The following is a 23948-nucleotide window of genomic DNA, read 5'->3' as shown; positions in this document are numbered from 1 at the left end:
CCGGGCGCCCGCCGCGGCCGCGGGGCTAACCTCGCCGCACATGTGACGAGGCGGAGGAGTTCACGGTGGCGCTCGACCGGTTGCTGGGTTTCGCGGCGATGTCGCTGGTGCTGGTGCTGATCCCCGGGCCGAGCGTGCTGTTCGTGCTGGGCCGGGCGCTGGCGCTCGGCAGGCGGGCGGCGCTGGGCAGCGTGCTGGGGAACACCATCGGCGGATACGTGCTGGTGGTGGCGGTCTCCATCGGGCTCGGCGAGGTGGTGGCCCGGTCGGTGGCGGTGTTCGTGGCGCTGAAGCTGGCGGGCGCCGCCTATCTGGTGTTCCTCGGGGTCAAGGCGTTCCGGCACCGGCGCGCGCTGTCGGTGACCGCCGCCGGCGACGAGGACGTGCCCGCCCGCGGTGACGCCAGGACGCTGTGGGAGGGGTTCGTGGTCGGGGTGACCAACCCGAAGACGATGGTCTTCTTCGCGGCGGTGCTGCCGCAGTTCGTGGACCGGGACGCGGGCCGCGTGCACGAGCAGATGCTGCTGCTCGGACTGGTCTTCACCGTGATCGCGCTGGTCTGCGACACCGTGTGGGCACTGACGGCATCGGCGGCCCGCACCTGGTTCGCCCGGTCCCCACGCCGGTTGTCCGCGGTGGGCGGCACCGGCGGTCTGGCCATGATCGGCCTCGGGGTGACGGTCGCGGTCACCGGGCGCGCGGACCAGTAGCCGCTCTTCGTCGTACGCGTCGGGCCTGGCCGCAGCGGCCGGGCCCGGCCGTGTGAGCGGGCCCACACGCCGGACGAGAGCGAAACGTTTGCGTTTCGATAGGGGCCGTCGTACGGTCTTGGAGTACGAAACAGTTTCGTTCTTCCTGCGGACCTCCGTACCCGTCCCACCTCAGGAGTGCGCCTCATGTCCTCCCAGTCCACCGCCGACATCCCTGTCGGCGACACCGCGCCGGTCTCCGCGACCACCGGCGGGCGTGCCCCCTCGGGCGGCGCCCAGAAGGCGGAGAAGGCCAGCCACCGCTGGTGGGTGCTGGGCGTCATCGCCCTCGCCCAGCTCATGGTGGTGCTGGACGCCACCATCGTGAACATCGCCCTGCCTTCCGCGCAGAAGGACCTCGGGTTCAGCGACGGCAACCGGCAGTGGATCGTCACCGCCTACTCCCTCGCCTTCGGCAGCCTGCTGCTGCTCGGCGGACGGCTCGCCGACCTCGTCGGCCGCAAGATCGTCTTCCTGGTCGGAGTCGTCGGCTTCGCGGGCGCCTCCGCACTCGCCGGCGCCGCGCAGAACTTCGACGTGCTGGTCACCGGCCGCGCCCTGCAGGGCCTGTTCGGCGCGCTGCTCGCACCGGCCGCGCTGTCCCTGCTCAACACCACGTTCACCGACGCCAAGGAACGCGCCAAGGCGTTCGGCATCTACGGCGCCATCGCCGGCGCGGGCGGCGGCGTGGGCCTGCTGCTCGGCGGTCTGCTCACCGAGCACCTGAACTGGCGCTGGACCCTGTACGTGAACCTGTTCTTCGCCGTCCTCGCCTTCTTCGGCGGTATGGCACTGCTGCGCAAGGGCGCCCCCGCCGACCGGCCCAAGCTCGACATCCCCGGTACGATCGCGGTCTCCGCGGGTCTGTTCGGTCTGGTCTACGGCTTCTCCAACGCCGAGACCCACGGCTGGTCGTCCCCGATGACCTGGGGCTTCCTCGCCACGGGCGGTGTGCTGCTGGCGGTCTTCACCTGGTGGCAGACCAGGGCGGCGCACCCGCTGATGCCGCTGCGCGTCCTGCTCGACCGCAACCGCGGCGCGTCCTTCGCGATCCTCGCGATCTCCGGCGCCGGGATGTTCGGTGTCTTCCTCTTCCTGACCTACTACCTCCAGGCGTCGCTGCACTACAGCCCGGTCAGCACGGGCCTGGCGTTCCTGCCGATGATCGGCGCGCTGATGGTCTCGGCGCAGCTCGCGACCAACACCCTGCTGCCGCGGTTCGGCCCGAAGCCGATCGTGCCCGTCGGTATGGCCATGGCGAGCGTCGGCATGGTCTGGCTGACCGCGCTCGACCTGAGCAGCACCTACGCGGCCAATGTGCTGCCGCCGCTGCTGGTCATCGGCTTCGGTCTCGGTCTGGTCATGCCGACCGCGATGAGCGTGGCCACCGAGCGGATCGACGCTCAGGACGCCGGTGTCGCCTCCGCGGCGGTCAACACCATGCAGCAGGTGGGCGGTTCGATCGGCACCGCGCTGCTCAACACGCTCGCCGCGAGCGCCGCGACCAGCTACCTGACCTCCCACAAGCCGTCGGCGGGAGCCGCCGCCCAGGCGCAGCTGCACAGCTACTCCACCGCCTACTGGTGGTCGGCCGGGCTCTTCGCCGTCGGCTTCCTCCTCGCCCTGGTCATGTACCGCAAGGGCCGTCCCGCCCAGTCCGACGACACCGTCCAGGCCGTCCACATGTGACACGGCCCCCCGATCCCCCCGGCCCCGCAGGAGCGGAGCGAGGCCGGGGCCAGGGGGCCGGTAGCCGGGTCATCGTGGGGACGGGACACCCGGGTCAACCGGCCCTCTTCTGTTGGACAGCCACCCCGTTCTGTGCGCCACCCCCGTGCGCACAGGGCGGGGTGGCTGTCTTTGTACGGTGCACCTTCCCTGGGCACCGTATTCGTGCCCCGAAGGGGCACGGGGAACTGCACGACCAGCCCCCCGACGGGGGAAGGTCCCGGGGACGGGCTCGGGCGGCAGCCCGGGGGGATCAGGATCGGGAGGGGTAGCGGTAGACGTACGGGGGGCCGCCGGAGGGCGGCGGGGCGGTGAGGGACTCGACCAGGGCGTGGTCGGGGGAGAGGGCGCAGGCGGGGTCGGTGCGGGCGGGGTCGCCGGTGAGGGCGAACGCCTGGCAGCGGCAGCCGCCGAAATCCAACTCGCGCCGGTCGCACGACCGGCAGGGCTCGGGCATCCAGCCGGTCCCGCGGTAGCGGGCGAAAGCCGGGGACCGCTCCCAGATCCACCGCAGCGGCCGGTCGCGGACATGCGGCGGATCGAGACCGGGAAGCGTCGCGGCCGCCGGACACGGCAGGACGGTGCCGTCGGGCGCGACGGTGAGCGAGATCGCGCCCCACCCACCCATGCACGGCTTGGCCTCGCCGTCGAAGTAGTCGGGCACGACCCAGACCAGGTCGAGGCGGCCGTCCAGTTCCGCCCGCCACCGGGCGACGGCCGCCCCGGCCGCGGCGAGCTGCGCGCGGCTCGGCAGCAGCGCCACCCGGTTGCGCAACCCCCAGCCGTAGAACTGCGCGTTGGCCAGCTCGATGCGGTCCACGCCCCAGGCCAGGCCGAGTTCGACGAGGTCGTCGATCGCGTCGAGATTGTCGCGGTGCAGCACCACGTTGAGGCCGAACGGCAGCCCCGCCTCCCGTATCAGCGCCGCCGCCCGCTCCTTGGCGGCGAAGGAGCGGCTCCCGGCGATGCGGTCGGAACGCGCGGGGTCGGCGTGCTGCACGGAGAGCTGGACGCTGCGCAGCCCCGCGCCGGTCAGCGCGTCCAGCCGGGCCGCGTCGAGGCCGCTGCCGCTGGTGACGAGCTGGGTGTGGATCCCGGCGGTGTCGGCGGCGGCCACGATCGCCTCGAGATCGGGCCGCAGCAGCGGCTCCCCGCCGGACAGATGGGTCTGTACGACGCCGAGTTCGCCCGCCTGGAGCAGTACGTCCGCCCACTCCTCGGTGCTCAGCTCCCGCGAACGGCGGGTCAGCTCCAGCGGGTTGGAGCAGTACGGGCAATGCAGCGGGCAGGCGTGGGTGAGTTCGGCGAGCAGCGCCCACGGCGGCGGTGGTACGGGAGTGCTCATCGCAGCCAGCCTTCCGCGCGGATCCGGTCGAGGAAGCGCGGCACCTCGGCGCCGACCGGCGCCCCCGGGTGCCGGTCGGCCAGTTCGGCCACGATCGCGGCGACACCCCGGACCCCGTCGCACAGCCGCAGCACGGCGGCGGCCTGCGCGTTGAGCACCACCACCCGCTCGGGCAGCACCAGCAGGTCGGTGTCGCGTACCGGGTCGTGCCGCAGCATTACCGCGGGCCGCAGGGCGGGCCGCCAGTCCTGGGCGGCGGTCATGCCGGGTCCCGGTGGGCGGTGGGGTCGAGGCGGCCCGCGGCCTCGACCGCGTCCAGCAGTGCCCAGAGCACCTGGCACTTGAAGGTGAGCGCGGCCACCGCCTTCTCCTGCCGGGCCCGGTCACGGGCCCAGTCGAGCACCAGCGGCAGCGCCTCGTCACTGTCGCGCCGCCCCTGGGCGACGCGGGCCCTGAAGTACGCCAGACCCGCGGGGTCGATCCAGGTGTAGTGCTGTTCGAAGGCGGCGATCCGGCGGCTCATCAGCTCGGGCGCGTTCAGCTCGGTCAGCGACGCGGCGACGGCCTCCAACGGCCCGTGCAGACGGCAGAAGTTGACGTATCCGTCGACGGCCAGCCGCACACCGGGCAGCACGTCGGCGCCCGACAGCAGCGTGTCGCGGCGCAGCCCCGCGGCCTCGCCGAGCCGCAGCCAGCGCTCGATACCGCCGTCGCCCTCGGCGGCGCCGTCGTGGTCCTGGATGCGGCGCAGCCACATCCGGCGCAGCGCGGGGGTGTCGAACTTGGCGGTGATGAGCGCGTCCTTGACGGGGATGTGCCGCTGGTAGTCGAACCGGTTGGTGATCCACCGGCGCAGCTCACGTACCGTCAGCAGCCCTTCGTTCATACGCACGTTGAAGGGGTGGCGGTCGTGGTAGTGCCGCGCCCCGACCGCGCGCAGCCGGTCCTCGAACTCGGCGCGCGTCCAGGGGGCGTCGTCCGCCACCAGGGCGGCGGCAGCCGTACCGCTCGTCGTCGTCACAGCTCGATCACCATTCCTTCCGCGGCCACCTCCAGGCCGAGCGCGGCGAGTTCGCGGCACTCGGGGCCGGTGGGGTCGGCCATCGGGTTGGTGTTGTTGAGGTGGGTGTAGAGACAGCGGGCCGGCAGGGCGGCCAGCCGCTCGGCGGTGCCGTGCGGGCCGGTGACGGGCAGATGGCCCATCTCGGTGGAGGTGCGCGAGGACACCCCGGTGCGCCGGGGTTCCGCGTCGTCCCAGAAGGTGCCGTCCACGAGCACCACGTCGGCGGTGGCGAGCGCCTCGTCGAAGGCGGCGGGCCAGGCCGCGAGCGCGGGGGCGTAGAGCAGGGAGCGTCCCGAGCCGCGGTCGGTGAAGGACAGCGCGACCGTCCACGCGCCGTCGTTGGGCCCGGCGGGCAGCGCGGCCGCGTAGCGCGGGCGCTTCCCCGACAGCGGCACCGCGCGGACCTCGACCTCGGCGCCGGGGTGTACGGGCATGCTCTCGGTGCCCAACTCCCGCCAGTCGACGGCCGCGTACGGCGCCAGGACGTCCGGCAGCCGCAGGCCCTCGCCGAGCGCCCGGTGGACGGGCGCGGTGGCGAGCACGGTCAGCCGGTCGGTCTCGCGCAGCCGGGCGATGCCGAGGGTGTGGTCGAGTTCCGCGTCGGTGAGCAGGACGCCGCGCAGCGGGGTGGCGCGGGTGCCGGGCGCCGGGAGCAGTTCGGGCGCCGACTCGATCTGGTCGGCGATGTCGGGGGTGGCGTTGACGAGGTGGCAGCCGTCGTCGGTGAGCAGGGCCAGTGCGGCGTGGCGGCGGCGCAGTGGCGGGTGTACGCGTGCCCCGGTGCACTCGGGGCACGCGCAGTTCCACTGGGGGATGCCGCCGCCGGCCGCGGTGCCGAGTACCCGCAGCAGCATCGCGGCGGGGTCAGCGCGTGGCGAGTGAGTAGGCGGTGACTTCGAGCCCGGTCTCGATCACCGTGTACTCCGGAGTCGCCCAGACCTCCGAGGTGTTGGGCTGCTGTTCCTGGTTTTCTTCCTTCATGTCGTGCACACCGTCCTTCCTGAGGCGAAAAGCGGGTCATGGTGCAACAGGGGGAACGGTATTGGTCGGATCTCATATCTGTAAAGAACCTTGACGATTGATCGTGCGCTACCCTGCTCGCATGTTCCTCCCCCGTGCCTAGGCCGAGCCGACCCCCACCGGTCCGTCTCCGCCCTCCGCATCCCGAGGAACACACCCATGTCTTCGTCACGCCCGGCGGCGTCCTATGCCGCCGTTCTCCGACTCCCCCATGCCCGCCGCACGTTCGGCGCCGCCCTGTTCGGCAGGCTCGGCTACGGGGTCGTCTCGCTCTCCCTCGTCCTGTCGCTGACCACCGCCACCGGTTCGCTGTCCGGCGGTGGTCTGCTCACCACGCTCTTCGCCGGCTTCTCCGTCGCCCTCGGCCCGGCACGCGCCGCGCTGATCGACCACTGGGGTCCGCGCCGCGCGCTGCCCGTGCTCGCCTTCCCCTTCGCCGGTGGGCTGTTCGCACTGGCCGCGGTGGTCAGGCACCCCGGCGCCCCCTGGTGGCCACTGGCCGTCCTGGTCACCCTCACCGGCGCGAGCTGCCCGCCGCTCGGCCCCACCATGCGCGCGCTGTGGAGTGCGCTGGCCCCCGACAAGGCACTGCTGCAACGGGCGTTCAGCCTGGACACCGTCGCCGAGGAACTGATCTTCCTCACCGGCCCGTTGCTGGTGGTCGCCGTGCACCCGGTGCGCGGCCTGGTGCTCTCCGGCGCCCTCGTCGCGAGCGGCGCCGTGGCCATGGTCAGCTCCCCCGCCGCCCGGCTGATCGCCCCGCGCACCCGCGAACAGGCCAGGCCGCTGGGCCTGTTGGGCTCCGCGGGGGCCGGTGTGCGGCGGGCCGCGTACGCCGCGGCGGGCGCCGGATGCTGCCTCGGCGGGGTCTACCTGTACGTCATCGCGTACGCCGACCGGCACCACCACCCGGCGGCCGTCGGCTGGATCCTCGCCGCGCAGTCCGCGGGCAGCGCGCTGGGCGGGCTGCTCTACGGGCGGGTGGCCTGGCGGCGGACGGCGGCGGCGCGGCTGCCGTATCTGCTGCTCGGCCTGGCGACCCTGCTCGCGATCACCGCGACGGCGCCGTCGGTGCCGCTGCTCGGCCTCGGCGTGGCCGCGACCGGCACGCTGATGTCCCCCCTGCTGTCGACCGCCTATCTGGCGGCCGATGCCCAGGCCCCCGAGGGCACCGCCACCCGGGCCACCGCATGGGTCAACTCCGCCGTCAACGCCGGCTCCTCCGCGGGCGGCGCCGCGGCCTCCCTGCTCGTCGCCCGCGTCCCGCTGCCGCTGTGCTTCGTCCTCACGGCGGCGGCCCCGCTGTGCACGGCCCTCGCCGCCCGCGCCCCGCGCCGGGCGGCCGCACGGCCCGGCGGCGCGGTGGCGACCGAACCCGTCGCCTAGGGCGTGGAGTTCAGGAGCGGGCCCGATCGGTGCGGTTCAGCCGGGTGGCCAGCCCCTCGTAGTGGACCACCAATCCGTCGGCGTCGAAGTCGAGTTCGCTGCGATAGCTGCCCGAGGCGTAGCCGACGCGGGCGCCCGACAGCAGCGGGGTGAGGTGCGTGTACGCCTGGAGGTTGGGGCGTACCGCCAGGGTGGGGACCGGCACGAAGGCCATCAGGAAGTCCTGGTGGCCTTCGGTGCGGTGGAGCTGGTGGCGCAGCACCGGCATCGTGTTGGTCAGCGGCGACATACCCAGGTCGCAGTCGAGCGCGCCGTCGAGCCCTGGCACCGTATGGCCGTTGGCCGTCCAGTGGCCCCCGTCGTCGCGGCGCAGGTCGAGGACGTAGGTGGCGTCCGCGGTGTGCGAGGTGACGTGCAGCGCGCGGGTGACGAAGGCGTCGCCGGTCTCCAACTCGTAGCTGAGCCAGTACGGTTCCGGCCGCAGCCCCATCGCCCGGCCGTGGGCGCGTAGTCCCGCGCCGTTCAGCTCCACCCACGCGGTCTCGAATCCGCCGGTCTCCTCGACCTGCCAGGTCAGCACGGTGTTCGGCGCAGCAGTCATGGGGCAAACGTTACGTTCAGCGCGGATCGGGCGCCAGGACCGCGGCGACGGCAGGTGCGTACAGCTCCTCGACCTGCCGCGGGGTGAGCGCGGTGACGGCCGGGATCCGCAGCAGGTAGCGGGTGAGCGCGAGACCCAGGAGCTGGGCGGAGAGCAGGGCGACGCGTGGCAGCGGGTCGGCGCCGGGCGGCAGCGCGCCGGCCACCGCCGGGGCGACCTGGCGGGCGAAGATCTCCCGCATCCGGGCGGCGGCCTGGTCGTTGGTGACGGCGGAGCGCAGCAGCACGAGCAGCGCGTCGTCGGTCGGGTCGCCCTCCCACCGGTCGAGGAAGTGCCGCACCAGCAGCGCGGGGACCCGGTCGGCGGGCACCTGGGCGAGGTCGGGCAGCTGCAGGTCGATGGCGAGCGCGGCCTCGAAGAGCTGCTCCTTGCTGCCGAAGTAGCGCATCACCATCGCCGCGTCGATGTCCGCGTCGGCCGCGACCGCCCGGATGGTGGTGCGCTCGTAGCCCTGCCCGGCGAAGCGGGCGCGAGCGGCGGCGAGGATCGCGGCCTTGGTGGCGTCGGAGCGCCGGGGCCGCTCCCGGTCGGTCGCCGGGGCGCCGGCCCCTGAGGTGTCCTTCTGCATGCCAACAACCGTAGGCCAACACGCGTTGACATGCCAGCGACGCCGGGTGCACCATGTCAACAGACGTTGGCCAACAAACGTTGACCATAGAACGAGGGGATCATCATGGACACCACCGGCACCGGCACCGCCGCCCGCACCTCCGCCGCGCTCCCCGCCGCCACCCATGTGGCGATCGTCGGCGCGGGGCCGACCGGGCTCGCCCTGGCCGTCACCCTCGCCGAGGCCGGGATCGAGTGCGTGCTGCTCGACAAGCTCGCCGAGGGCGCCAACACCTCCCGCGCCGGAGTCGTCCACGCCCGCACCCTCGAAGTGCTCGACACCCTCGGCGCCTCGCGCCCGCTGATCGAGCGCGGGCTGATCGTCGACCGGTTCACCGTCCGCGACGGCCGCCGCACGCTGGCCCGTATGCGCTTCGCCGGACTGCCGACCCCGCACCCGTACACCCTGCTGGTCCCGCAGTACGAGACCGAGGCCGTCCTGCTGGAGCGGCTGCGCGCGCTCGGCGGCGATGTGCACCGGCCCTACGAGGTGACGGGTGCCACCCAGGACGACGACGGTGTCACCCTGACCATGGCCACCGGCGAGACGCTGCGGGCGCGGTACGCGGTCGGCGCCGACGGGATGCACAGCGCGGTCCGCGAGGCGGCCGGGATCGGCTTCACCGGCAGCGCCTACCCGCAGTCCTTCGTGCTCGCCGACGTGACGATGGACTGGGCGCCCGGCCGCGACGAGGTCTCACTGAACTTCCACGGCGACGGCCTGGTGGTCGTCGCGCCGCTGCCCCAGGACCGCTACCGGGTCGTCGCCATCGCCGACGAGGCGCCCGGGAACCCCGACGCGGCCTATGTGCAGGCCCTGCTGGACGCCCGCGCGCCCGGCCAGGCGCGGGTCACCTCGGTGGTGTGGGGCTCGCACTTCCGGGTGCACCACCGGGTCGCCGACGCCTACCGCGCCGGACGGCTGCTGCTCGCCGGGGACGCCGCGCACGTGCACAGCCCGGCGGGCGGGCAGGGCATGAACACCGGTATCCAGGACGGCTACGCGCTCGGCCGCGCCCTGGCCGAGGACCGGCTGGACAGCTACGAGGCGACCCGCCGCCCGGTCGCCCTGCGGGTGGTCGCCTTCACCGACCGGATGACCCGCGTCGCCACCACCCGCCGCGCCCCGGCCCGCGCGCTGCGCGACCTGCTGCTGCCGCTGGTCAGCCGGATCCCGGCGGTCCGCACCCGGCTGACCACCGAGCTGGCCGAACTCAACTACCGCTGACCGGATCCGCGCCGGGACCGGAACCGGGACCGGATCCGGCGTCCGACGGCGCGCCGAGAGCGGCGGAGACCTCCGCGGCGGCGCGCCGGACCCGTGCCGCGAGCCGCTCGACCGGGCTGCGCCATGGGTCGAGCGTGATGGTGGCCACGCTGATGCCGCCGATGACCGCGCCGGTGTGGCCGCGTACCGCCGCAGCGATGCACAGGATGCCCGGCTCGTTCTCCTCGTCGTCGTAGGCCCAGCCGCGCGAGCGCACCTCGTCCAACTGCCGCCGCAGCGCCTCCGGTTCGGTGACCGTGCGGGGAGTGCGGGCCTCCAGTCCGGTCCGCTCCACGATCGCGTCGACGCTCGCCGGCGGCAGCTCCGCGAGGATCGCCTTGCCGATGCCCGTGCAGTGCAGCCGGATGCCGCGGCCGATCCGGGACGGCATCTGGTACGGCTTGTCCCCTTCGAGCTTGGCCGCGTAGACCGCCTGGTCGGCGTCGAGCAGCGCGAAGTGCACGGTGCAGCCGGTGTCCTCGCACAGCTCGCGCAGCGCCGTCTCGGCGTGCTGGGCCGGGTTGTGGCGGCCCATGACCTGCCCGGCGAGCGACAGGATGCGCGGGCCGCCGACATAGCTGCCGTTGCCGGTGGGCAGCGCGAACTGCCGGTCGACCAGGGACTGCAGGATGCGGTGGACGGTCGACTTGGGCAGTCCCGTGGCGGCGGCGATGTCCGTGACGCGCTCGTGCGCGGGCAGCGCCTCCAGTACGGCGAGTACCTTCTCGATCGCGTTTCCGCCGCCGGGGTTGCTCCTCATGGGGTCACCGTATCCGGGCCGCCCGCGCTCACCTCGCCATCCACCCCCCGTCCACGACCAGCACATGCCCGTTGACGTAGTCGGCCGCGGGGGAGGCGAGGAAGACGGCGGCGCCCGCCAGGTCCTCGGGGCGGCCCCAGCGGCCCGCGGGGATGCGGCCGCGGATCTCCGCCTCGCGCGCCGGGTCGTCGCGCAGCGGACGGGTGTTGGCGGTGGCGATGTAGCCGGGGGCGAGGGCGTTGGCCTGGACGCCGTGCGGGCCCCACTCGTTGGCCAGCGCCTTGGTCAGGCCCGCCACCGCGTGCTTGCTGGCGGCGTAGGAGGCGACGTTGACGCCGCCCTGGAAGGACAGCAGCGAGGCGATCGTGACGATCTTCCCGCTGCCGCGGGCGGCCATCGCGGCGCCGCAGGCCCGGGAGAGCAGGAAGACGGCGTCGAGGTTCACGTCCAGCACGGCCCGCCAGTCGTCGTACCCGGTGGTCTCCACCGGGCCGCGGTGGATCACCCCGGCGTTGTTGACCAGGATGTCGATCCGCTGCCGGTCGAGCAGCGCCTCGCAGGCGGCGGGGATCTCCCGCGGCCGGGACAGGTCGAGCGCCAGGGTGCGGGCCGCGCGGCCGGTGCCGCGTACCGCCTTCTCGGTGTCGTGCAGGTCGCCGGTGCGGCCGAGCAGCACCAGGTCGGCGCCCGCAGCGGCCAGCGCGACGGCGACGGCCCGGCCGATCCCGGTGCGGGCGCCGGTCACCAGCGCGGTGCGGCCGTGCAGCGAGAAGGGCCCGCTCACCGCAGGTCCGCGACCGCGACGGGGTCCATGTCCTCGAACGCCTGGTTCTCGCCGCCCATCGCCCAGACGAAGGCGTAGTGGTGGGTGCCGAAGCCGCAGTGCACCGACCAGCTCGGCGAGATCACCGCCTGCCCGTCGGCGACGATCAGGTTGCGGGTCTCCTGCGGGCGGCCCATGAGATGGACGACCCGCTGGTCCTCGGGCAGCCCGGTGTACAGGTAGACCTCGGTACGGCGGTCGTGGGTGTGGCAGGGCATGGTGTTCCACATCGAGCCGGGTTCCAGCACCGTGACGCCGAGCACGAGTTGGCAGCTTCGTACGCCGTCGGCGTGGATGTAGCGGCGCAGGGTGCGCAGGTTGGAGCCCTCGGCCGAGCCGAGCCCGACGCCCTCGGTGTCGGCGAACCGGACCAGGGCGGTGGGGTGTTCGGTGTGCGCGGCGGTGGACACCAGGTAGAAGCGCGCCGGTGACGGACCGTCGGAGGCGAACACGACCTCGCGGGCACCGCGCCCCACGTACAGGCAGTCCTTGTCGCCGAGGCGGTGGACGGCGCCGTCCACGGTGACGGTGCCGGGCGCGCCGACGTTGACGATGCCCGCCTCGCGGTGGTCGAGGAAGTACGGGCCGCGCAGCGCGTCGAAGGCGGGCAGCGCGACGGGTTCGCCGGGAGCCGGGGCCGTGCCCGCGACGACCATCCGGTCGTGATGGCTGTAGACGGCCCGGACGGTGCCGGGCCGGAAGAGGTCCTCGACCAGATGGCGGGCGCGCAACTCCTCGGTGCCGAGCCGCGGAATCTGGTCCGGATGCGTGGCGTGGCGGATTTCCATGTCGCAGCTCTTCCCTCGGTCCGACGGCAGTGCCAACATGTGGACCGTACTACAGAACGTCGTTCCATACTACGGAACATTCCACGCCATCGCTCGCCTGCACGCCACCCACCGCCTGCACACCACCCGGCACCCAGCCACCGCCGACGCGGGAGACACGTCTGATGTACCGACAGAATCTGGACCCCACGGGCACCCTCGCCTGGTCCGCACTGATCGCCGCCGTGCCGCTGCTGGTCGTGCTCGTGCTGCTCGGCGTCTTCCGCTGGAAGGCGCACTGGGCGGGCCTGGCGGCACTGGTCTCGGCGCTGCTGGTGGCGACCGCCGGTTTCGGCATGCCCGTCGCCCAGGCCGCCGACTCGGCCGCGTACGGCGCCGGGTTGAGCGTGCTGCTGGTGCTGTGGATCACCTTCAACGCGATCTGGATCTACAACCTGACCGTGAAGAGCGGTCACTTCGCGGTGCTGCGGCGGTCGTTCGCCGCGATCAGCGACGACCGGCGGATCCAGGCCATCGTCATCGCGTTCTCCTTCGGCGCGCTCATCGAAGCACTGGCGGGCGGCGGATCGCCGATCGCCATCTGCTCGGTGATGCTGATCGCCTGCGGCTTCCCCCCGGTCAAGGCGGCGACCCTCGCCCTGGTGGCCAACACCGCGCCGGTCGCCTTCGGCGGCATGGGCAACCCGGTGACGATCCTGGGCCAGGTCACCCAGCTCCCCGCCGACGACTTCGCCGCGATGGCCGGGCGGCAGGCCCCGCTCCTGGCACTGCTGGTGCCGTTCCTGCTGGTCGGCATCGCGGACGGCTTCCGGGCGGTACGGGAGGTGTGGCCCGCCGCGCTGGCCGCCGGACTCGCCTTCTCCGTCGGCCAGTTCACGCTGTCGAACTACTTCAGCTACAAGCTCACCGACATCTTCGCCGCCCTCGCCTCGGCGGGCGCGGTGCTGCTGCTCAACCAGGTCTGGCAGCCCGGCACGGCCGGGCGCGCGGTCACCGCTCCCCCGGTGATCGCGGGCGGCTCCTCGGACGCCTCCGCCGCGGAGGTACGGCGCGCGGGCACGCCGGACGGCGGCGACACGGCCGCCGACCGGCTCACCGCCTTCGCGCCGTACCTCATCATCGTGACGCTCTTCTCGCTGGCGCAGATCACCCCGATCAAGAACTGGCTGGCCAAGGGCGTGGTGAAGTTCGGCTGGCCCGGGCTGCACATCGTCAGCACCAAGGGCACCCCGGTCGCCACCGTGTACTCCCTCAACTGGGCGTCCGCGACCGGGAGTCTGCTCTTCCTGTCCGGGCTGCTCACCCTGCTGGTGCTGCGGATCGGCCCGCTGTCGGCCCTGCGGACCTACGGCGAGACCATCCGGCAGTTCGGCTGGGCGATCTTCACCATCTTCTGCGTCTTCGCGCTGTCCTATGTGATGAACCTGTCCGGGCAGATCACCACCCTGGGCGACTGGCTGGCCGAGGCGGGCGGCTTCTTCGCCTTCCTCGCCCCGGTGGTCGGCTGGTTCGGTGTCGCGGTGACGGGTACGGACGCGGGCTCCAACGCCCTGTTCGGCGGGCTGCAGCTGGCCGCCGCGCACCAGCTCGACACCTCGCCCGTGCTCTTCGGCGCCGCCAACACCACCGGCGGGGTGATGGCCAAGATGATCTCGCCGCAGAACCTGGCGATCGGCGCCGCGGCGGTCGGCGCGGTCGGCCAGGAGGGCACCCTGTTCCGCAAGGTCTTCGGCTGGAGCGTCGGGCTGCTCCTGCTGCTGTGCGTGCTGGTCTGGCTGCAGTCGACCGCGGTGCTCGACTGGATGGTCGTGAAGTAGTTACCGGCCCGGGCCCGGGATACCGTGGGGGCATGGACGCAAGCCCGCTGTACGTGCCCGTACGCCCGGGGCCCGCCGGATTCACCCTGCGCCTGATGCGCACCCCCTTCGGGAGCCGTACGGCGGTGGCGTTCACCAGCGACCAGCGGCTGCGGTCGGTGCTCGGGCCCACCCAGCCGTGGATCCGGCTGTCGGCGACCGCGCTGCGGGCGATGGCCGAGCCGCTCGGCGCCCACCACCTGACGGTGGACCCGCTGCTGACCGCCCGGCCGCCCGCCGTCTGGTCGACGCCCGCGACGGACGGACCGGCCGGGCCCGACAAGCCGCCCGGCCCGGCAGGCGATGACGACCTGGACGGACAGCAGCAGCCCGCGGGCCTGGCGCCGTAGCGTCCGGCCCGGTCAGCCGCTCGGCTGCACCTCGCCCACCATCTGCGCGGGCACGTCGCCGCGGCCCGCGAGGTCGCCCGGGGGGATGCCCGGATGGTGCCCGGCGTCGGACCGCCCGCTCGCCGGGGCCGCGTCGCCCAGCGCCAGCCGGGAGACGATCCGGTAGCGGTCGCCGCGGTAGACGGAGTGCACGTACTCCACCGGGCGGCCGGTGTCGTCCTTGGTGAGGCGCTCGAAGAGCAGCGCGGGCGACAGCACGGGCACCCCGATCAGCCGCGCCTCCTCCTCGTTGGTCACGGTCGGCTCGATCGACTGGACGGCCTCGTGCACCCGCACCCCGTGCGCGGTGCGCAGGAAGTCGTAGAAGTCGCCGGACTCCATGTCCGCGGGCCGCAGTCCCGGCACCAGATCGGCCGGGACGTGCAGGTACTCGATCGCCATCGGCTCGTCGTCGACCAGCCGCAGCCGGGCGATGTAGGTGATCTCGGCGGCGGGCGAGATCCGCAGCCGGCGGCCGACCCGGGCCCCGGCCTGCACGGTGGTCAGCTCCAGGACCCGGCTGGCCCAGGTGCCGCCGGCGTACGGCAGGCGGTGCGCGGTGCCGTCCGGTGCCAGCTCCTGGGTGATCTTGGCGCGGGCGACGAACATACCGCGGCCGTGCTCGCGTACCAGCAGTCCGGTGGTGACCAGTTCGTCCACGGCCGAGCGCAGGGTGGGGCGGGAGACGCCGAGCTGCTCGCACAGCGCCCGCTCGGAGGGGATCGGGTCACCGGGCGCGCGTGACTCGACGAGTTCCCTCAGGTAGTCGCGGACCCGTTCGCGTTTCAGCGCCGATCGCGACGGCTCGCTGGCCATGTGCTGTGTCCCCTCCGGCTGTGGTGCGTGTCGTACTTGTCCACTGAGGCTATCCAGAAGCTGACCAGTACGCCAGTGGCGGCCCTCCCCGTACCGTCCGCGTTGACGGTCGCACCTTCTGAACAGCGGGCATGCGCGGACTCTTGACGACATCAGTGGTCTATGCCACCTTCCTGACCAGTACTTGACCACTTGCCAAGTGGTAAAGCCTGCTCGCCCTGTTCGCTCCCGTCCCAGGAGACATCCCCGTGAGATCCAGACTCGTTCCCGGCGCAGCGTCGCTCGTCCTCGCCGTCACCGCGCTCACCGCGTGCGGCTCGTCCTCCTCCGGCTCCGGTGACAGCGGGGACTCCGCCGCGTCACCCGCGAAGCTGACGGTGTGGATCATGCGCGGCAGCATGTCCGACGGCTTCCTCAGCCGCTTCGAGACCGACTTCGAGAGCACCCACAAGGGCACCACCCTGGACATCCAGATCCAGGAGTGGGACGGCATAGGCCAGAAGATCACCAGCGCGCTGGCCAGCAAGGACGCGCCGGACGTGATGGAGGTCGGCAACACGCAGGTGGCGCAGTACGCGGCCAGCGGCGGCGTGGAGGACCTCACTGCCAAGGTCACCGACCTCCAGGGCGGCGACTGGATCCCGGGCCTGGCCGACCCGGGCGAGATCGACGGCAAGCAGTACGGCATCCCCTGGTACGCGGCCAACCGCGTCGTCGTCTACAACAAGGACCTCTTCGCCAAGGCCGGGATCACCACCCCGCCCAAGACCCGCGCCGAGTGGATCACGGACACCACCAAGCTCAACACCGGTGGCGACGACGGCATCTATCTGCCGGGGCAGAGCTGGTACGCGCTGGCCGGGTTCGTCTGGGACGAGGGCGGCGACCTGGCCGTCAAGGACGGCGACTCCTGGAAGGGCGCCCTCGACACCCCGCAGTCCAAGGCCGGCATGGAGTTCTACAAGCAGCTCCAGGCGCTCGGCAAGGGTCCCAAGGACTCCGACGAGGCCAAGCCGCTGCAGGCCGACGTGTTCGCCAAGGGCAAGAGCGCGCAGATCATCTCGGTGCCCGGCGGCGCTGACGCGATCCTCAAGGCCAACCCGGCACTGAAGGGCAAGATCGGCTTCTTCCCGATCCCCGGCAAGACCGCCGACAAGCCGGGCGCGGTCTTCACCGGCGGCTCCGACCTGGTCATCCCCGAGGCGTCCCGGCACCAGGCGCTCGCCTACGAGGTGGTCAAGGCGCTGGCGGGCACCAAGTGGCAGACGGACATGGCCAAGGAGATGAGCTACGTCCCCAACCGCACCTCGCTGGCGAACGTGCTCGCGGGCAACGAGGGCGCCTCGGTGATGGCGGTCGGCGCCGCCAACGGCCACGCCACCCCCAACTCCCCCAACTGGGCTGCCGTCGAGGCCAACAACCCGATCAAGCAGTACATGACGCAGGTGCTCACCGGCGCCGATCCCGACGCGGCGGGGAAGACCGCCTCGGCGGCGATCACCAAGGCCCTCAACACCGCGTCCTGACCGGCCTGCCCGCGAACCCCCAGGAGACCGCCGTGCTCACCGCTCCTCCCCCCGCCGCCCGGCCGGCCGTCGCGGACCCGCCGCCGCGCCGGACCGCGCGGCGGATCCGCCGCCCGCTCGCCGCGCTCTGGCCGTATCTGCTGATCGCCCCGACCGTGGTGGGCACGGCCTTCCTGCTGGTCTATCCGCTGGCCAGGAACACCGTGATGTCCTTCCAGCACTTCGGGATGGGCGAGCTGATCCGCGGCGGCGCCACCTGGGTCGGCACCGCCAACTACCGTGCGGTGCTGGACGATCCGGAGTTCTGGACGGTGGTCAGACGAACGCTCTGGTGGACCGCGCTCAACGTCGCCCTGATCATGCTGCTCGGCACCCTGGTGTCGCTGATGCTGGTCCGGCTCGGCAAGCGGATGCGGCTGGCGGTGATGAGCGGCCTGGTGCTGAGCTGGGCGACCCCGGTGATCGCCGCCACCACCATCTTCCAGTGGCTCTTCCAGTCCCGCTTCGGAGTGGTCAACTGGCTACTGGTAAAGCTGGGGTTCAGCTCGTACCGCGACTACACCTGGTTCGCGCACGGCGGTTCGACCTTCGCCATCCTGGTGACGCTGGTGGTGTGGCAGTCGGTGCCGTTCGCCGCGCTGACCCTCTACGGCGGACTCACCACGATCCCGGCCGAGTTGTACGAGTCGGCCAGGATCGACGGCGCCGGCGCGTGGCAGACCTTCCGTCTTGTCACCTTCCCCATGCTGCGGCCGCTGTTCGCACTGGTCACCTCGCTGGAGGTGATCTGGTGCTTCAAGTGCTTCGCGCAGATCTGGGTGATCAGCGAGGGCGGCCCCGACGGCGCGACCACCACGCTGCCCGTCTACGCCTTCCAGATCGCGCAGTCCCTGCACCGGTACGACCTCGGGTCCGCGGTCTCCATGCTGACCGTGCTGATCCTGCTGGGCGCACTGGTGTTCAACCTGCGGCGGATGTTCCGCCAGGAAGGCCGGGAGGAAGCGGCGCGATGACCACTCCGACCCTGCGAGTCCCCGCCCCGCGCACCCCGGGCGCCCGCACCCGCCGCACCGGCAACGCGGTGCGCAGGCTGCCGCTGAACCTGGCGGCCCTGGCCGTACTGGCCGTCTCCGTCTTCCCGGTCTACTGGATGGTGATCACGGCGCTGAAGCCGACCACCGCCATCCAGTCCGACACCCCGTCCTTCCTCCCCCTGCACCCGACGCTCGCGCACTTCAGGACCGCCGTGCACGCCGACGGCTTCGGCACCTTCTGGCGCAACAGCCTCACCGTCACGCTCGGCGCCGTGCTGATGTCGCTGGTGGTGGCGCTGCTGGCGGCCTTCGCGGTCGGCCGGATGCGCTGGCGCGGGCGGCGGGCGTTCCTCCTGCTGGTGTTCACCGCGCAGATGGCGCCGTGGGAGGCGCTGCTGATCCCGATGTACGTGATCGCGCGGGACACCGACATGCTCGACAAGCTGTCGATGCTGACGCTGGTCTACTTCATGACGACGCTGCCGTTCACCATCGTCACCCTGCGCGGCTTCCTCGCCGCGATCCCGGTGGAGCTGGAGGAGGCCGCCCAGGTGGACGGCTGCACCCGGCCGCAGGCGTTCCGCCGGGTGACCTTCCCGCTGCTGGCGCCGGGGCTGCTGTCCACCTCGCTGTTCGGCTTCATCACCGCCTGGAACGAGTTCGCGTTCGCCAACACGCTGATCATCAAGAACCAGGACGCCCGCACCCTGCCGGTCTGGCTCTCCTCGTTCAGCAATGTCTTCGGCACCGACTGGGGCGCCACGATGGCCGCCTCGTCGCTCTTCATGCTGCCCGTGCTGCTGGTCTTCCTCGTCCTGCAGAACCGGGTCACCACCGGAATGACCGCCGGCGCCGTCAAGGGCTGACCGCCCGCCGCGCGCCCGACCTCCCCTGGAGAGCACCGCTGTGTTCATTCCGCACCCCACCCGACTCACCCTGCTCCCCGGCCACTTCACCTTCGACGCGGCCACGGCGGTACGGGCCGGCGACGGCGCCCGGGACGCCGCCGGGCTGCTGCGCACGCTGCTGCGGCCCGCCACCGGACTGCCGCTGCCCGACGCGCCCACCGGCGCCGTGACACTGGCCCTGGACCCGGCCGCGTACGGCGGTCCCGACAGCGGTTCGGGCGCCTTCGCGAGCGGTCCCGACGGCGGTCTCGGCCCCGAGGGGTACGAGCTGACCGTCGGCCCGGACGCGGTGCTGCTGCGCGCGGCGCGCCCCGCGGGCCTGCTGCACGGCGTGCAGACGATCCGCCAACTGCTGCCGCCCGAGGCGCTGTCGGAGCTCCCGGCCGGCGGGACGCCCTGGCGGTTGCCGTGCCTGCGGGTCACCGATGTGCCGGCGTTCGGCTGGCGCGGGGCGATGCTGGACGTCGCCCGGCACTTCCTGCCGATGCCGTTCCTGCGCCGCTTCGTGGACCTGCTGGCCTTCCACAAGCTGAACGTGCTGCATCTGCACCTCACCGACGACCAGGGCTGGCGGATGCCGGTCGCCGCCTATCCGAAGCTCACGGAGATCGGCGGGGCCAGGGCGCGCTCCATGATCGGCCCGGCGGGCAGCGGCCGCTTCGACGACCGGCCGCACGCGGGCGCGTACACCGCCGCGGAGCTGCGGTCGCTGGTGGCGTACGCGGCCGGGCTCGGGGTCACCGTGCTGCCCGAGATCGAGATGCCCGGGCACGCGCGGGCGGCGCTCGCGGCCTATCCGCACCTGGGGAACGTGCCCGGGCGGGAGCTCGACGTGTGGACCGAGTGGGGCGTGTGCGAGAACGTGCTCGGCGTCCACGACGAGGTGCTGGCCTTCTGCGGGACCGTACTCGACGAGGTGCTGGACATCTTCCCCTCGCCGTATGTGCACGTCGGCGGCGACGAGTGCCCGGTCACCGAGTGGGAGCGGAGCCCCGCGGCCAGGCGGCGGGCCGCGGAGCTGGGGCTGGCGGCGCCCAAGGCGCTGCACGGCTGGTTCCTCGGCCGGATCGGCGCCCACCTGCTGGCCGCGGGACGGCGGCCGGTGTGCTGGGCGGAGGACTCGGGGGCGCTGCCGCCGGAGTTCACCGTGATGCCGTGGCGCGACACCGACCACGGTCTGGCCGCCGCCCGCCGCGGCCACGACGTCGTCATGACGCCGTACCGCTCCACGTATCTGGACTACCCGCAGTCCGGCGACCCGGGCGAACCCCAGGGCCAGCCCGGCACGGTCGTCGACCTGCGGGCCGTGCACGGCGGCGAGCCCGCGCCGGGCGACTGGGAGCCGGAGGCGGCGGCCCGGGTGCTGGGCACCCAGGCGCAGCTGTGGACCGAGTTCGTCGAAGGACCCGAGCAGGCCGAGTATCTGACCTTCCCCCGGCTGTGCGCGCTCGCCGACCGCTCCTGGAACCCGGCCGCCGACTGGTCGGCCGACTTCCTGCCCGCCCTTACCCGGCACCAGCCGCGGCTGTCCGCGCTGGGCGTGCGGTACCGCCGCGGCGTGCCCGCCACCGACCACCCCCACCAGCCGTAACACCCAACCCCCCACCGGAAAGGGATCACCGTGTCACGAACGATCCGCATACCCGCCAGGGTCCGTGCCGCGACGGCCGTCTGCGCCGCCGCCGGTCTGGCCTGCGCGGCGCTCACCGCGCTGCCCGCCTCGGCGGCGCAGGACTCGCTGAGCGTCCAGTACCGCACCAGCGCCTCCGGGGCCACCGCCGACCAGGCGGAGCCGTGGCTGGAGGTCACCAACACCGGCAGCTCCAGCGTGGCGCTCAGCGGTGTCACCCTGCGCTACTACTTCAAGTCCGATGGTCCCGGCGTCAGTTACCGCTTCGCCTGCTCGTGGGCGGTGAAGGGCTGCGCCAACATCACCGGCACCTTCGGCACCCTGGCCAACCCCACCGCGACCGCCGACCGCTATCTGGAGATCGCCTTCACCTCGGGCGCGGGCTCGCTGGCGCCGGGGCAGAACACCGGCGACATGCAACTGCGGTTCTACCGCGCCGACTGGCAGACCCTCCGGCAGTCCGACGACTACTCCTTCAACGGCGCCCAGACGTCGTACGCCGACTGGAACAAGGTCACCGCGCAGAAGGGCGGATCCGTGGTGTGGGGCACCGCCCCGGCCGGGAACGACCCGACGCCGCCGACCACCCCGCCGACCACGCCGCCCACCACTCCCCCGACGTCGCCGCCGCCGGCCGGCGGGCCCGCGCTCTTCGACGACTTCAGCTACGCGTCCAGCTCGGACGCGGCGGTGCAGCAGCACGGCTGGACGGTCAAGTCGGGCCAGGGCGGCCCCGGGGTGGCGGGAGCCACCTGGTCCCCGCAGGACGTCACCTTCGTGCCGGACGGCTCCGGCGGCAACAAGGTGATGAACCTGCGGCTCACCACCGACGGCACCGCGGCGGGCACCAAGGAGACCGAGATCCAGACCGCCGCCCGCAAGTTCAAGAACGGCACCTACGCCGCCCGGGTCCGCTTCAACGACACCCCGACCGGCGGCCCCGACGGCGACCACGTCAACCAGACGTTCTTCACCTTCACCCCGCTCAACGCGCCGATGGACCCCGACTACAGCGAGCAGGACTTCGAGTACCTGCCCAACGGCGGCTGGGGCGAGACGCAGAACATCATGTACGAGACGTCGTGGGAGACGTACAACCCGGACCCGTGGAACGCGGTCAACGTCCATGGCCAGCAGTACGGCAGCCTCGACGGCTGGCACGACCTGCAGATCACCATCGACAACACGAACATCACGTACTACATCGACGGCACGCAGGTCGCGCAGCACGGTGAGCCGTACCTGCCCGAGACCCCGCAGTGGATCGACTTCAACCACTGGCTGATCGACCTCACCGGCCAGACCGGCAGCACCGCGCGGTCGTACAACGAGCAGGTGGACTACGTCTACTTCCTCAAGGACCAGGTGCTGACCCCGGCGCAGGTGCAGAGCCAGGTGGCCGGCTACCGGTCGGCGGGCACCACCTTCACCGACACCGTGCCCACCAGCTAGCCCCCGGAAGGGGCGCGCTCCCGCGGGGCCTTCGGACCTCCTTCCCTCCCATGCGGGGAAGTCCGGGGGTCCCGCGGGTTTCTGTTATCCGGCCGGCATGACAGCGTCTCCTGTCCGGGGCAGAGTCGACGGACAGGAGTGGAGCACCATGCGGGCAGGCGACCGTGTCGGACCCGATCCCGCGCTGGTGACCGCCGCGCGGGCGGGTGACCAGGCAGCGCTGGACAGGCTTGTCGCCGACTGCCTGCCACTGGTCTACAACATCGTGGGGCGGGCGCTCGACGGCCACGACGACGTGGACGACGTGGTGCAGGAGACGCTGCTGCGGGTGGTGCGGGGCTTGGGCGACCTGCGGGACCCGGCGGCCTTCAGGTCCTGGATGGTGGCGATCGCCGTACGGCAGGTGCGCGACCGCGAGCAGGCGCGGAAGGCGTCGTGGCACCACCAGACCGCCCTGGACGCGGCCGAGTTGATACCCGACCCGGCCTCGGACTTCGCGGCCGTCACGATCCTGCGGCTCGGACTGACCGACCAGCGGCGCGAGATGGCCGAGGCCACCCGCTGGCTGGACCCGGACGACCGGACGCTGCTGGCGCTGTGGTGGCTGGAGGAGACCGGCGACCTGGGCCGCTCGGAACTGGCCGGGGCGCTGGGCCTGTCCCGGCAGCACGCGGCGGTCAAGGTCCAGCGGATGAAGGAGCAGCTCGACACCTCGCGCGCGGTGGTCCGCGCACTCGGCGCGTCCTCGGACTGCCAGGGGCTCGCCCATCTCACCGGCGGCTGGGACGGCGTCCCGAGCCCGCTGTGGCGCAAGCGCTTCGCCCGCCACCTGCGCGGCTGCCCGGAGTGCACCCGGCACGGCGGGGTGCTGCTCCCGGTGGACCGGCTGCTCAGCGGTCTGCCCCTGCTCCCGGTCCCGATCGGCACCCCGTTCAGCGCCCCCTTCGGCTCCTCCGCCCCGCCGCACGTCCCGCCACCGGGCCACGCGGATCTTCCCCCGGGTGCCCACCCCACCGTGCCCTCCTCCCAGGCCGCGCCCCCGGCGGCCCCGCGCACCGCTCCGCGTCATCGCCCCCCACGGCGGAGCGGTGCGCCCCGGGGAGCCCGGCCGAAGCTGCTGCACGGCGGCCCCCTGGGGGTCCCGGCGGCCGCGATGGGCGTCGTGGCGGCCGTGGCGGCGGGGGCGCTGCTGGCGGTGCACCTGTCCTCGGACCGGTCGGCGCCCGCCGCGCGGGCCACCGCGCCGAGCCACTCGGCGACCGCGCCGGCGGCCACGGTCCCGGCGACCGCCACCCCCACCACACCGGCACCCACCCCGACCAGGACCCCGACGCCGAGCCGTAAGCCGACGCCGGCCGCGACCACCCACGCCCCACCGCAGGCACCGCCGCCCGCGCCGCCCGCCGCCTCGGCCCGCAAGGGCGTCGGGGTGTGGAGCTTCAACGGGGTGAACACCGCGCTCGCCCGCTCGGGCGCGGGCTGGTACTACACCTGGGCGACCACGCACAGCGGCATCAGCGGTCCCGGTTTCGTCCCGATGATCTGGGGTGCGAAGAGCACGGACGCCGCGTCGCTGGCCCAGGCGAAGCAGGCGGGACCGTATCTGCTGGGCTTCAACGAGCCCGACATGGGCGGACAGGCCAATATGACGGTCGATCAGGCGCTGTCCCTGTGGCCGAAGTTGATGGCGACCGGCAAGGTGCTGGGCAGCCCCGCGGTGGCGTACGGCGGGGACACACCCGGCGGCTGGCTGGACCGCTTCATGACCGGCGCGAAGGCCAAGGGCCTGCGCGTCGACTTCATCGCGCTGCACTGGTACGGCGGCGACTTCACGACGCCGGACGCGGTCGCGCAGCTCAGGTCGTATGTGCGGGCCGTCCACGACCGCTACCACAAGCCGGTCTGGCTCACCGAGTTCGCGCTGATCGACTTCGCGGGCGGCGGCGCCCGCTTCCCCACCGACCAGCAGCAGGCGGCCTTCGTCACCTCGGCCACGAAGATGCTCGACGGGCTGCCATGGCTCCAGCGCTACGCCTGGTTCGGGCTGCCCGCCGACGACGCCAAGCCGAGCAGCGGCCTCTTCCACAGCGGCCCGGTCGAGACCCCGGCGGGCCGCGCCTTCGAGGCGGCGCGCTGAC

23 protein-coding genes are annotated in these 23948 nt (G+C 72.8%); 12 read left to right on the top strand and 11 right to left on the bottom strand.

Annotated features, from left to right (window positions below; translation table 11 throughout):
* The first annotated feature begins 98 nt into the window (after window positions 1-98).
* Window positions 99-710: a LysE family translocator gene (locus AB0M29_RS05975; RefSeq protein ID WP_365380225.1), complete on the top strand. Its 612-nt coding sequence runs from the start codon at window positions 99-101 to the stop codon at window positions 708-710.
* Window positions 711-896: 186 nt separating this feature from the next.
* Window positions 897-2438, top strand: coding sequence for an MFS transporter (locus tag AB0M29_RS05970; protein WP_365379539.1), 1542 nt, complete (start codon window positions 897-899; stop codon window positions 2436-2438).
* 292 nt (window positions 2439-2730) lie between these two features.
* On the opposite strand, the gene pqqE is transcribed toward AB0M29_RS05970, so the two are convergent.
* The 5 genes from pqqE to pqqA are packed head-to-tail and all read right to left on the bottom strand — an operon-like array spanning window position 2731 to window position 5866.
* A complete protein-coding gene (gene pqqE / locus AB0M29_RS05965; RefSeq protein ID WP_365379536.1) occupies window positions 2731-3822 on the bottom strand; it encodes a pyrroloquinoline quinone biosynthesis protein PqqE in 1092 nt (363 codons plus the stop codon).
* On the bottom strand, window positions 3819-4085 hold the full coding sequence (gene pqqD / locus AB0M29_RS05960; RefSeq protein ID WP_365379533.1) for a pyrroloquinoline quinone biosynthesis peptide chaperone PqqD: 267 nt from the start codon (window positions 4083-4085) through the stop codon (window positions 3819-3821). Before pqqD ends, pqqE begins: the two co-directional genes overlap by 4 nt.
* On the bottom strand, window positions 4082-4810 hold the full coding sequence (gene pqqC / locus AB0M29_RS05955) for a pyrroloquinoline-quinone synthase PqqC (RefSeq protein WP_365380223.1): 729 nt from the start codon (window positions 4808-4810) through the stop codon (window positions 4082-4084). The genes pqqD and pqqC overlap by 4 nt, the downstream gene beginning before the upstream one ends.
* A 29-nt stretch (window positions 4811-4839) precedes the next feature.
* Window positions 4840-5739 carry an MBL fold metallo-hydrolase gene (locus AB0M29_RS05950; RefSeq protein ID WP_365379530.1) on the bottom strand — a complete coding sequence of 300 codons (900 nt, stop codon included), beginning with the start codon at window positions 5737-5739 and terminating at the stop codon, window positions 4840-4842.
* A gap of 10 nt (window positions 5740-5749) precedes the next feature.
* On the bottom strand, window positions 5750-5866 hold the full coding sequence (pqqA, locus tag AB0M29_RS05945) for a pyrroloquinoline quinone precursor peptide PqqA (RefSeq protein WP_365379527.1): 117 nt from the start codon (window positions 5864-5866) through the stop codon (window positions 5750-5752).
* Between the two features lie 198 nt (window positions 5867-6064).
* Here pqqA and AB0M29_RS05940 point away from each other — a divergent pair, with 198 nt between their 5' ends.
* On the top strand, window positions 6065-7291 hold the full coding sequence (locus tag AB0M29_RS05940) for an MFS transporter (RefSeq protein WP_365379525.1): 1227 nt from the start codon (window positions 6065-6067) through the stop codon (window positions 7289-7291).
* Window positions 7292-7301: 10 nt separating this feature from the next.
* Here the strand turns inward: AB0M29_RS05940 and AB0M29_RS05935 are convergent, their stop codons facing one another.
* A complete protein-coding gene (locus AB0M29_RS05935; protein WP_365379522.1) occupies window positions 7302-7892 on the bottom strand; it encodes a putative glycolipid-binding domain-containing protein in 591 nt (196 codons plus the stop codon).
* A 16-nt stretch (window positions 7893-7908) separates the two neighbouring features.
* On the bottom strand, window positions 7909-8520 hold the full coding sequence (locus AB0M29_RS05930; protein ID WP_365379519.1) for a TetR family transcriptional regulator: 612 nt from the start codon (window positions 8518-8520) through the stop codon (window positions 7909-7911).
* A 105-nt stretch (window positions 8521-8625) separates the two neighbouring features.
* Here AB0M29_RS05930 and AB0M29_RS05925 point away from each other — a divergent pair, with 105 nt between their 5' ends.
* Entirely contained in the window at window positions 8626-9789 is a 1164-nt protein-coding gene (locus tag AB0M29_RS05925; RefSeq protein WP_365379517.1) for an FAD-dependent monooxygenase, read from the top strand.
* Here the strand turns inward: AB0M29_RS05925 and AB0M29_RS05920 are convergent.
* The 3 genes from AB0M29_RS05920 to kduI are packed head-to-tail and all read right to left on the bottom strand — an operon-like array spanning window position 9776 to window position 12199.
* Entirely contained in the window at window positions 9776-10588 is an 813-nt protein-coding gene (locus AB0M29_RS05920) for an IclR family transcriptional regulator (protein ID WP_365379514.1), read from the bottom strand. The two genes, AB0M29_RS05925 and AB0M29_RS05920, sit on opposite strands and share 14 nt — an antisense overlap.
* 28 nt (window positions 10589-10616) lie before the next feature.
* On the bottom strand, window positions 10617-11372 hold the full coding sequence (locus AB0M29_RS05915; protein WP_365379511.1) for an SDR family oxidoreductase: 756 nt from the start codon (window positions 11370-11372) through the stop codon (window positions 10617-10619).
* Entirely contained in the window at window positions 11369-12199 is an 831-nt protein-coding gene (gene kduI, locus AB0M29_RS05910; protein WP_365379508.1) for a 5-dehydro-4-deoxy-D-glucuronate isomerase, read from the bottom strand. The genes AB0M29_RS05915 and kduI overlap by 4 nt, the downstream gene beginning before the upstream one ends.
* A gap of 164 nt (window positions 12200-12363) precedes the next feature.
* On the opposite strand from kduI, the gene AB0M29_RS05905 reads away from it, so the two are divergent.
* On the top strand, window positions 12364-14016 hold the full coding sequence (locus AB0M29_RS05905) for an L-lactate permease (protein ID WP_365379505.1): 1653 nt from the start codon (window positions 12364-12366) through the stop codon (window positions 14014-14016).
* 32 nt (window positions 14017-14048) lie between these two features.
* On the top strand, window positions 14049-14405 hold the full coding sequence (locus tag AB0M29_RS05900; RefSeq protein WP_365379503.1) for an SAV_915 family protein: 357 nt from the start codon (window positions 14049-14051) through the stop codon (window positions 14403-14405).
* Between the two features lie 12 nt (window positions 14406-14417).
* On the opposite strand, the gene AB0M29_RS05895 is transcribed toward AB0M29_RS05900, so the two are convergent.
* The gene (locus AB0M29_RS05895; protein ID WP_365379500.1) at window positions 14418-15260 is read right to left on the bottom strand and encodes a GntR family transcriptional regulator; all 843 of its coding nucleotides are present in this window, start codon (window positions 15258-15260) and stop codon (window positions 14418-14420) included.
* Window positions 15261-15508: 248 nt separating this feature from the next.
* On the opposite strand from AB0M29_RS05895, the gene AB0M29_RS05890 reads away from it, so the two are divergent.
* From AB0M29_RS05890 to AB0M29_RS05865, 6 genes are all read left to right on the top strand, one after another.
* On the top strand, window positions 15509-16786 hold the full coding sequence (locus AB0M29_RS05890; RefSeq protein ID WP_365379497.1) for an extracellular solute-binding protein: 1278 nt from the start codon (window positions 15509-15511) through the stop codon (window positions 16784-16786).
* Window positions 16787-16890: 104 nt separating this feature from the next.
* Entirely contained in the window at window positions 16891-17799 is a 909-nt protein-coding gene (locus AB0M29_RS05885) for a sugar ABC transporter permease (RefSeq protein WP_365380220.1), read from the top strand.
* Entirely contained in the window at window positions 17796-18686 is an 891-nt protein-coding gene (locus AB0M29_RS05880; protein WP_365379494.1) for a carbohydrate ABC transporter permease, read from the top strand. Before AB0M29_RS05885 ends, AB0M29_RS05880 begins: the two co-directional genes overlap by 4 nt.
* 40 nt (window positions 18687-18726) lie before the next feature.
* Window positions 18727-20319, top strand: coding sequence for a beta-N-acetylhexosaminidase (locus AB0M29_RS05875; protein ID WP_365379492.1), 1593 nt, complete (start codon window positions 18727-18729; stop codon window positions 20317-20319).
* Between the two features lie 30 nt (window positions 20320-20349).
* On the top strand, window positions 20350-21810 hold the full coding sequence (locus tag AB0M29_RS05870) for a cellulose binding domain-containing protein (protein ID WP_365379489.1): 1461 nt from the start codon (window positions 20350-20352) through the stop codon (window positions 21808-21810).
* Between the two features lie 148 nt (window positions 21811-21958).
* Window positions 21959-23947, top strand: coding sequence for a sigma-70 family RNA polymerase sigma factor (locus AB0M29_RS05865; RefSeq protein ID WP_365379486.1), 1989 nt, complete (start codon window positions 21959-21961; stop codon window positions 23945-23947).
* Window position 23948 lies beyond the last annotated feature (1 nt).

It is taken from the genome of Streptomyces sp. NPDC051976 (assembly GCF_040680795.1).
Lineage (GTDB): Bacteria > Actinomycetota > Actinomycetes > Streptomycetales > Streptomycetaceae > Actinacidiphila.
Note: the sequence above shows the minus strand (reverse complement) of the source record. Positions and strands in the feature narration are given on the sequence as shown.

Coding starts and splice junctions, on each gene's coding strand:
- AB0M29_RS05975 (WP_365380225.1), top strand. CDS start 99: ATGTCGCTGGTGCTGGTGCTGATCCCCGGGCCGAGCGTGCTGTTCGTG.
- AB0M29_RS05970 (WP_365379539.1), top strand. CDS start 897: ATGTCCTCCCAGTCCACCGCCGACATCCCTGTCGGCGACACCGCGCCG.
- pqqE (WP_365379536.1), bottom strand. CDS start 3,822: ATGAGCACTCCCGTACCACCGCCGCCGTGGGCGCTGCTCGCCGAACTC.
- pqqD (WP_365379533.1), bottom strand. CDS start 4,085: ATGACCGCCGCCCAGGACTGGCGGCCCGCCCTGCGGCCCGCGGTAATG.
- AB0M29_RS05950 (WP_365379530.1), bottom strand. CDS start 5,739: ATGCTGCTGCGGGTACTCGGCACCGCGGCCGGCGGCGGCATCCCCCAG.
- pqqA (WP_365379527.1), bottom strand. CDS start 5,866: ATGAAGGAAGAAAACCAGGAACAGCAGCCCAACACCTCGGAGGTCTGG.
- AB0M29_RS05940 (WP_365379525.1), top strand. CDS start 6,065: ATGTCTTCGTCACGCCCGGCGGCGTCCTATGCCGCCGTTCTCCGACTC.
- AB0M29_RS05935 (WP_365379522.1), bottom strand. CDS start 7,892: ATGACTGCTGCGCCGAACACCGTGCTGACCTGGCAGGTCGAGGAGACC.
- AB0M29_RS05930 (WP_365379519.1), bottom strand. CDS start 8,520: ATGCAGAAGGACACCTCAGGGGCCGGCGCCCCGGCGACCGACCGGGAG.
- AB0M29_RS05925 (WP_365379517.1), top strand. CDS start 8,626: ATGGACACCACCGGCACCGGCACCGCCGCCCGCACCTCCGCCGCGCTC.
- AB0M29_RS05920 (WP_365379514.1), bottom strand. CDS start 10,588: ATGAGGAGCAACCCCGGCGGCGGAAACGCGATCGAGAAGGTACTCGCC.
- kduI (WP_365379508.1), bottom strand. CDS start 12,199: ATGGAAATCCGCCACGCCACGCATCCGGACCAGATTCCGCGGCTCGGC.
- AB0M29_RS05905 (WP_365379505.1), top strand. CDS start 12,364: ATGTACCGACAGAATCTGGACCCCACGGGCACCCTCGCCTGGTCCGCA.
- AB0M29_RS05900 (WP_365379503.1), top strand. CDS start 14,049: ATGGACGCAAGCCCGCTGTACGTGCCCGTACGCCCGGGGCCCGCCGGA.
- AB0M29_RS05895 (WP_365379500.1), bottom strand. CDS start 15,260: ATGGCCAGCGAGCCGTCGCGATCGGCGCTGAAACGCGAACGGGTCCGC.
- AB0M29_RS05880 (WP_365379494.1), top strand. CDS start 17,796: ATGACCACTCCGACCCTGCGAGTCCCCGCCCCGCGCACCCCGGGCGCC.
- AB0M29_RS05865 (WP_365379486.1), top strand. CDS start 21,959: ATGCGGGCAGGCGACCGTGTCGGACCCGATCCCGCGCTGGTGACCGCC.